At 66.9% G+C, this 5,826-nt stretch carries 4 protein-coding genes and 1 pseudogene; 1 reads left to right on the forward strand and 4 read right to left on the reverse strand.

The features are described from left to right. Nucleotides 1-330: 330 nt before the first annotated feature. The 4 genes from VH569_RS35080 to VH569_RS35095 all read right to left on the reverse strand — a co-directional run bounded on the left by VH569_RS35080 (nt 331) and on the right by VH569_RS35095 (nt 5,257). Nucleotides 331-1,671 (reverse strand): IS1380 family transposase, encoded by a 1,341-nt coding sequence (locus tag VH569_RS35080; RefSeq protein WP_423321875.1) that lies wholly within the window; start codon nt 1,669-1,671, stop codon nt 331-333. A gap of 60 nt (nt 1,672-1,731) precedes the next feature. Beyond that, nucleotides 1,732-3,120: an MFS transporter gene (locus VH569_RS35085; protein WP_423321877.1), complete on the reverse strand. Its 1,389-nt coding sequence runs from the start codon at nt 3,118-3,120 to the stop codon at nt 1,732-1,734. 182 nt (nt 3,121-3,302) lie between these two features. Next, nucleotides 3,303-4,214 carry a 5-dehydro-4-deoxyglucarate dehydratase gene (gene kdgD / locus VH569_RS35090; RefSeq protein WP_109050334.1) on the reverse strand — a complete coding sequence of 304 codons (912 nt, stop codon included), beginning with the start codon at nt 4,212-4,214 and terminating at the stop codon, nt 3,303-3,305. Nucleotides 4,215-4,525: 311 nt separating this feature from the next. Then, the gene (locus tag VH569_RS35095; RefSeq protein WP_423321879.1) at nt 4,526-5,257 is read right to left on the reverse strand and encodes a FadR/GntR family transcriptional regulator; all 732 of its coding nucleotides are present in this window, start codon (nt 5,255-5,257) and stop codon (nt 4,526-4,528) included. 261 nt (nt 5,258-5,518) lie between these two features. Here VH569_RS35095 and VH569_RS35100 point away from each other — a divergent pair. Further along, a pseudogene (locus VH569_RS35100) lies at nt 5,519-5,826 on the forward strand (aldehyde dehydrogenase (NADP(+))); the annotation flags it as partial.

A 5,826-nucleotide genomic window follows, 5' to 3' on the forward strand; every position in this document is an offset into this window, starting at 1 on the left:
GCCAAATCGAGATCGACGATGGCGCTGAAGGCGCCAACCGCTCCGCATGCGCGCTGCCGCCACCCTTTCCAGCGGCTTGACCGTTCAGAATCTTTGAACGATCCGGCAATATTGACCACACGGCGAAACTGCAACGGTTGCTCGCTTCGCGAAACTCCTAACCGCCTTTATGCACCAGGGTGAATCGTCATTTGGCCGCTGAACGGGGATGTTCATCGGGAGGTTGCGAAGGCGCACGCCGTCGACGCCGCGATGATGGCGGTTTTTTGATGGGTGTGGGTTTGGTGGTTGATGGGATGGTGTGGCGGCTAGGGCAGGCTGCCCCGGTGGTCAGGAGATGAGCCGAGGCAGGCGGCCGAGGGCGAGATGAACGATCGCCTGATCGGGCGCGGCACTCGGCAGGTGGACCGTGATCCGCGTCTTCATCTCGATGATGCGTGCGGCGATCTTCACCAGGCGCAGCCGCAGCGTGTCGAACTGGGCGACCCGCCAGCGGGAGCGTTTGGGCATCACCGAGCGCAGGCTCCACAGCAGCCAGTAGGCTCCGGCGTGCAGGAACAAGCGGAACTGGTTGGCGGTCGCTTTCGTGCAGGAGGTGCGGTCGGCCGCGAGGTGGGTTTTCCAGGCCTTGATGTGGTTCTCGGCTTGGCCGCGGGCGCAGTACGCGCCCTCGTACAGAGCGCGTCCGGTCCCATGGCGCAGATTGGTGACAATGAAACGGGTGTCGGTGCCCCGGGGGCCGGCCTCGACCCGCGCGACGATGCGGCGGACCCGGCTCCAGGTGCCGGCGCCGTCGTAGAATTCCTTGAAACGGCGCAGCTTGTCGGTCCCCGGCATGGTCTGGAAGCGGGCAGCGGTGCTGACCTCCAGCGTGGTGACGTGACGGCGCAGCGTGCTGCTGGTCGGCAGGCCCAGAACGTAGTCGAGGCCCTCGGCCTCACACCAGTCGAGCACCTCCGGGCAGGCGTAATGGCCGTCGGCACGCAGCAGGATCTCGGTCCTGGGCCAGTTCGCCCGAATGGCCCGGATCAGACGGCGCAGGAAGGCCCGGATCTCCGTCCCCTTGGGCCGCTTGGCCGGGCGCAGCACCGCGGTGACGAAGCGGCCGTCACCGTCGAAGACGACCATGGGCTGGAAGCCGTACTCGTCGTAATGGGCGTTGAACAAGCGCAACTGCTGGCCGCCGTGCACGGTGTCGAAGGTGTCGTCCACGTCCAGCACGATGCGCTTGGGCACCTGACGGAACGAAGCGCAGTAGAGATCAACCATGGCCCGGCCCATGCGCAGCAGCGCACGGGGGTCGGGCAGGTTCTCCAGCCGCGAGATGGTGGATTGCGAGCACAGGTCGCGCTCCGACGGCAACCGGTCCAGGGCCAGCTTGAACAGCGGATCGGCGCGCAAATTGTCAGCGTCGTTGCCGTCCTCGTAGCCCGCCGCGATGGCCAGCAGGCGGAAGCCGATGATGTCGGCCAGGGAATGCGTGGTGCGCACCGGATCGCGCGGGTCCTCGATGCTGCCGGCCAGCCGCTCGGCCACGCGCAGCCGCTTTTCCACTTCGCGCAGCACCAGAAGTCCGCCATCGGAGGACAGGCGGCCACCATCGAAGCGCCCGACGACAGCCTTGCCGGCAACGGGTGACAAGCCGGGCAACGGCAGCGTAGGATCAACCATGGCGGGTGGGCGCTCCGGATATGGCGAGGATTGGCTTCAGCACCCAAATCCTATGCCTGATCAACGGTTTGCGCTACACCCGCCAACCCTGGGGCATAATCCCGGATAGCTGACCGCCGCGATCAGGGCGTTGGCGCCAACGAAGACCAGGGCGCCGTTGAAGGAGCCGGAGCTCTGGATGATGTAGCCGATGATGATCGGCGTCGAGATCGACGACAGGTTGCCGCACATGTTGAACACGCCGCCGCTGAGGCCGGTGATCTCCTTCGGCGCGCAGTCCGACATCACGGCCCAGCCGAGAGCGCCGATGCCCTTGCCGAAGAAGGCCAGCGCCATCAGCGACACGATGACCCACTGGAGATCGGTGTAGTTGCAGGCGATCATCGCCATCGACATCAGCATGCCCAGCACGATCGGCGTCTTGCGCGCCGCGGTCAGGGAATAGCCCCGGCGCAGCATGGCGTCCGACATCAGGCCGCCCAGGATGCCGCCGACGAAGCCGCAGATCGCCGGGATCGAGGCGATGAAGCCGGCGTTCAGGATCGACATGCCGCGGGCCTGGACCAGATAGACCGGGAACCACGTGATGAAGAAGTAGGTGATGGCGTTGATGCAGAACTGGCCGAGGAAGATGCCGACCATCATGCGGCTGGCGAAGAGCTGGCGGATGTAATCCCACTTCGCTCCGCTATTGGCCGACACCGCTTTCTTCTGTCCGTCGTCCATGTTGACCAGACCGCCGCCGGCGGCGATGTGGTCCAGTTCGGCCTGATTGATGCGCGGGTGGTCCTTGGGGGCGTAGACGGTCTTCATCCAGACGCCGGCCATGACGATGCCGAGGCCGCCCATCACGCCGAACACCCAGTGCCAGCCGAAGGAATGGGTCAGCCAGCCCATCAGCGGCGCGAAGATCACGGTGGCGAAATACTGGGCGGAATTGAAAATCGCCGACGCGGTCGCCCGCTCCTGTCCGGGGAACCAGGCCGCGACGACGCGGCTGTTGCCGGGGAAGGACGGCGCTTCGGCGAAGCCGACGGCGAAGCGCAGGGCGAACAGCACCATGACCGCGGTACCGCCGGCGAAGAAGCCGATGGAGCCCTGCATCAGCGTGAAGACCGACCAGATGAAGATGCTCAGCCCATAGATGATCTTCGACCCGTAGCGGTCGAGCAGCCAGCCGCCCGGCAGCTGGCCCAGCACATAGGCCCAGCCGAAGGCGGAGAAGATGAAGCCCATCTCCGCGGCGCTGATGCCCAGTTCCTTCGAGATCACCGGACCGGTGATGGAGAGGGTCGCCCGGTCGGCGTAATTGATGACCGTGACGAGGAACAGCATCGCGAGGATGAGATAGCGGACGTTGGTCCGTTTGGCGGTCTGGCCGGCGGCGGCTGCCGCGGCATAGGCGCCGGGTTCGGAACGGGTGGTGGCGGCGGTGCTCTCGATCGTCATGAGATTTCCTCCCTCAAGCCATGAGGGCGGGCAGACGCGGCAGTCCGTTGCCGGACCCGCCTGGCGGATCCGGCTTTCTGGCTGCACCTTGTGTCCGGCATCGGGGACTGAAGCCCGGCGCCTGCCCGTCCGGCTTTGGCGTTTCGCCGTGGTTTGATTGGCCCTGGCCTATCGGCCGGGACTTACTGGGGTCCCAGCGCCTCGACCAGGGCGCGCAGCTCCTCGACCTCGGCGGGGGTGCAGTCGATCAGCGGCGCGCGCACCGGGCCGGCGGGACGGCCGACGATGGCGGCGCCCGCCTTGACGATGCTGACGGCATAGCCGGCCTTGCGGTTGCGGATCGCCAGATAGGGCAGGAAGAACCGGTCGAGCAGCCGGTCGGTGGTGGCGGTGTCGCCGGCGGCGACCGCCTGGTAGAACTCCATCGCCGTACGCGGGATGAAGTTGAAGACGGCCGACGAATAGACCGGAACGCCGATGGCGCGATAGGCCGCGGCGTAGACCTCGGCGGTCGGCAGGCCGCCCAGATAGCTGAAGCGGTCGCCCATTTTGCGGCGGATGGTCGTCATCAGCTCGATGTCGCCCAGCCCGTCCTTGAAGCCGATCAGGTTGGGGCAGCGCTCCGCCAGCGTCGCCAGACGGTCGGCGCCCAGCTTGCAGGTGGCGCGGTTGTAGATGATGACGCCGATGCCGACCGACTTGCAGATCGCCTCGACATGGGCGGCGACGCCCTCCTGGTCGGCTTCCGTCAGGTAATGCGGCAGCACCAGGATGCCGGCGGCCCCGGCCTTCTCGGCGGCCTGCGCCATCTCCACCGCGATGCGGGTGGAATAGCCGACGCCGGCGATGATCGGCACCTCCTTGCCGCAGACCTCGACGGCCAGCGAGACGACGCTCCTGTGCTCGTCGGGCGTCAGCGAGAACAGCTCGCCGGTGCCGCCGGCGGCGAACAGAGCCGACGCGCCGTAGGGCTTCAGCCATTCCAGGCGGCGGGCATAGCCACCCGGCTCGAAGGTGCCGTCGGCGGTGAAATCGGTCAGCGGGAACGACAGGAGACCTTCGCTGACGACGGCCTTCAGGGCTTGCGGTTCCATCGGGGGCATCCTTGGAAAACGGTGGAGACACGATCCGCAGGGGAAGGGCTGCGGGCATGGTGATTTTTGAACGATGGCGTGTCTGGAGGATCCAGGCCGGGTTCGCGGCGATCCGTCCGACACCGTCGTCATCCGATGACAGGACGATTACCATCATATCAGTCATCATACAAGTGGTTTGATGCAGGCGGCGGCAATCCGCCTTCCCACCAATCCGCGCATGGCGAAAGCCGGTCCACAAAGCAAAAGGGACGCTACCGGCGGTCCGGCGGCGTCCCTTCTGATCCCGCAAACCCGGAACGGGCGGACGTTCAGCCCGTCGCGGCGGTCGCCTTGAAGTCGCCGCCGGCACGCAGCCGGTCGCGGCTGCCGTTCAGATGCAGGCGGATGGCGGCGCGGGCGCCCTCCGGGTCCTGGCGTTCGATGGCGGAGTAGATGGTCTGGTGCTCGTCGTTGATCCGCCGCAGGTACTGACGGCGGGAATCGCCTTCAAGATGGCCGTAACGCACGCGGGCGCGCGGGATCAGCAGCGATCCGAGGTAGGAGAACAGGGCCAGGAAATGCTTGTTTCCGGTCGCCGCGGCGATGGCGCTGTGAAAGGCCAGATCGGCTTCGATGGCATCCTCACCCGCCTCCACCGCCGCCGTCATCGTGTCCAGCGCCTCGCGCATGCGGGCAAGCTGGGCATCGTCGCGGCGGATGGCAGCGAGATAGGCCGCTTCCGATTCCAGGCTGATGCGGACCTCCAGCACCGAGATCGCCTCGTTCACCGCCTCCAGCGTCGATTCCTCGATGCGGAAGGGCAGGATCGCGGCGTCGCGCAGGACGAAGGCCCCCAGCCCCTGCCGGGTGGAGACCATGCCGACCGCCTTCAGGTTGGCGATCGCCTCGCGCACCACGGTGCGGCTGACGCCGAATTCGTCGATCAAGTCTTGTTCGCTCGGCAGCCGGTCGCCACTCTTGAACTGTCCGCTGGAGATCCGTTCGGCCAGGGCATCCACCAGTTGCTTCGCCAGCGGGTCCCGGCGCCTGCGCGCTGTCATCACCATCCTCACCCAAACCCGGTTCCGGGACGGACCGCCCGTCACCACTCCATGTCCCAGAGTTAACACCCACAAAACCTATACGACAATAGACAAGCCGGCCTGCCGGCCCGTGGAAAGGCGGCACATCGGCGCCGCTCCGCACCGCCCCACTTGTATGATGACTGATGTCATGATAGATCGCCTCTCCAACAAATGTTCGGCCGCTCTTGTCGGCGGACGCCCCTTTCCCGGCGTTCCGCCCTTGAAGGAGACCCCAAGATGACCATCACCGGCGAGATGCTGATCGGCGCGACCGCCCACCGCGGCAGCCAGGGCGAGTTCCGCGCCGTCGACCCCGCCACCGGCGAAGCGCTGGAGCCCGTCTTCGGCGGCGGCGGTGCCGCCGAGGTGGAGCGCGCCTGCGCGCTGGCCTGGGCCGCCTTCGACGCCTTCCGCGGCCTGCCGCGCGCCCGGCTGGAGGGCGAGCGCGGCCGCACCGTCGGCCAGCTTCGCCTGTTCGCCCAGGTCGTGCGCGAGGGAAGCTGGGTCGAGGCCCGCATCGACCCGGCGCTGCCGGCTCGGACACC

Origin of the sequence: Azospirillum sp. 11R-A, assembly GCF_049472615.1 — a bacterium.
GTDB classification, from domain to species: Bacteria; Pseudomonadota; Alphaproteobacteria; order Azospirillales; family Azospirillaceae; genus Azospirillum; species Azospirillum palustre.

Excerpts from the sequence above, each read along its gene's own strand:
- VH569_RS35080 (WP_423321875.1), bottom strand. The coding sequence starts at position 1,671 with ATGGTTGATCCTACGCTGCCGTTGCCCGGCTTGTCACCCGTTGCCGGC.
- VH569_RS35085 (WP_423321877.1), bottom strand. The coding sequence starts at position 3,120 with ATGACGATCGAGAGCACCGCCGCCACCACCCGTTCCGAACCCGGCGCC.
- kdgD (WP_109050334.1), bottom strand. The coding sequence starts at position 4,214 with ATGGAACCGCAAGCCCTGAAGGCCGTCGTCAGCGAAGGTCTCCTGTCG.
- VH569_RS35095 (WP_423321879.1), bottom strand. The coding sequence starts at position 5,257 with ATGACAGCGCGCAGGCGCCGGGACCCGCTGGCGAAGCAACTGGTGGAT.